The organism is Erwinia sp. MYb416 (assembly GCF_037479575.1).
Taxonomy (GTDB): Bacteria; Pseudomonadota; Gammaproteobacteria; order Enterobacterales; family Enterobacteriaceae; genus Erwinia; species Erwinia rhapontici.
This window is the reverse complement of the sequence record NZ_JBBGYT010000435.1, coordinates 1-1,733: the sequence shown is the minus strand read 5'-3', so window position 1 is coordinate 1,733 and position 1,733 is coordinate 1. Positions and strand designations below refer to the sequence as shown.

Genomic DNA, 1,733 nt, shown 5'->3' with positions numbered 1-1,733 from the left:
ATAACGCGCTGGATCTTGAACTGGCACGAGAGGTCGCTGAATACTTTCGTCTGAATCTTGCAGAGGCCGACGAAATCATCCAGGACTTTATTGAAATAGTCAGCCAGTGGAGGACCATTGCAAATGGTTTAGGGCTTTCGGTGCGGGAACAAGAATATATGGCTGACGCATTTAGGCTTGCGGTGAATTAGCATCACACCAGCCAGACAATGGAAGATGCTTAGCGTTATTTACAGGATCAGCGCTGGATTCACTCATTACTCAAAATAGTCCATATCCAGTTTTGGCACGCGTAATATACGAGAAGTCACTCCAACTTCATTCTCAATCATCAGATTCACCAGCCGCTGCCCATCCACCAGCACCATACCTTCCACTGCCCTGGCAAAGTCCCGCGCCTGAGAAGTAAAGCCAGATGTGGTGATAAACACGCCGCGTCTGGCTTTTTGTCCGGCCAGTGCGCCATAAAAAGCCTGCAGCTCAGGGCGGCCCACCGTGTTCTGCCAGCGTTTCGCCTGCACATAAACCTTTTCCAGGCCCAGCTTATCCAGCGAGATAATGCCATCAATGCCGCCATCGCCTGAGCCCCCCACACGCTGAAGATCGTCCCGGTGCCCGCCGTAGCCAAGGCGGTGCAGCACATCAAGAACAATCACCTCAAAGCGCGCAGGAGAGACCTGTTTAAGGTTTTCCAGCAATTCATCCGCCACGGCACTGCGTATCTCATTCAGCGCCTGCTCAAGACGATCGTCAGGGCTACTCAGTGCCAGTTCTTCTATAGTGAGTGGCTCAGGCTGTGGATCGAGATCGACAGAATCGGGCTGCTGTTTCAACTTCACGCTATTAAAATCAAAGGCCAGATGAGTGATATCCTCTGCTGTCATTGGCAGAGGATGGGCGATAACCCAGCGCTGCCCTTCGGGTGTCAGGCACCATTTCCCACGAGACAGACTTTGCGACAATCCCGCACGCTTTAGTCGGTCGTGTGCCCAGCCTGCCCGGTTTTTATAAGTCAGCTGACCGCTTGCAATCACCTCTGCGCGCTGATTTTCATCCAGATTGAGCATATCTGCCGCCGCCTCTTGCGCTTCGCGGGCAGTCGCTCCTTCAGGCCTGGTAGCCAGAAAGCGCAACACGGGTTCAATAAATTTATCGTAAGTCGGTACAGACATAGCACTTCCTTATGTGTATGACAAAAATGATGAACCTGCTGTTCAGGCCCCCTTCAGCATATCAAACACCACCCGGGCAAATCCCCTGGCCAGCTCAGGACTCGACAGATACTGCATCATCATTTCCTGCTGCGCTTCACTGCTGTCCATCACGGCATCATCAATGGCTTTAGGGAAATCACCCAGCATCGCCTGCTCACGCGTATTATTAGCAATCTGCGTCATAACGGACTTATTTTCCGAGAGCTTGTCACGAACGGCAAACGCATAATTGACCATATCTTTGTCGGTCAGATTATCCGTAATAAACAGCTCATTTAACCGCGCCAGAATATGCGACATGAACTCTTCTTTCTTGTCCTTCGGCTTGGCGGTTCCCACATCATTACTGGGATGCAGTTTATATTCCGGTGAATCTTCCTGCAGCTTAAGATGCTGAGCATGGATTTTCGAGAGACGATAATGGCTCATCTGGATATTGCTGACATCCACCTCATCCTCGTCCAGTCTCTGTTCATGCAATAGCGGGCGCAGATGGCGGGCGTAGAGGCTGAGTTTCTC

General features: G+C 51.4%; 1 protein-coding gene and 2 pseudogenes. 1 reads left to right on the top strand and 2 read right to left on the bottom strand.

Annotated features, from left to right (window positions below; translation table 11 throughout):
• Positions 1 to 191, top strand: a pseudogene (locus WH277_RS08285) (type II toxin-antitoxin system HipA family toxin); the annotation flags it as partial.
• A 66-nt stretch (positions 192 to 257) separates the two neighbouring features.
• Here WH277_RS08285 and WH277_RS08280 read toward each other — a convergent pair.
• Positions 258 to 1,172, bottom strand: coding sequence for a restriction endonuclease (locus tag WH277_RS08280; protein WP_339455476.1), 915 nt, complete (start codon positions 1,170 to 1,172; stop codon positions 258 to 260).
• A gap of 42 nt (positions 1,173 to 1,214) precedes the next feature.
• Positions 1,215 to 1,733 (bottom strand): annotated as a pseudogene (locus WH277_RS08275) (type I restriction endonuclease subunit R); the annotation flags it as partial.

What these genes read in the sequence shown, in the direction of transcription:
- WH277_RS08280 (WP_339455476.1), bottom strand. Translation starts at nt 1,172, where the DNA reads ATGTCTGTACCGACTTACGATAAATTTATTGAACCCGTGTTGCGCTTT.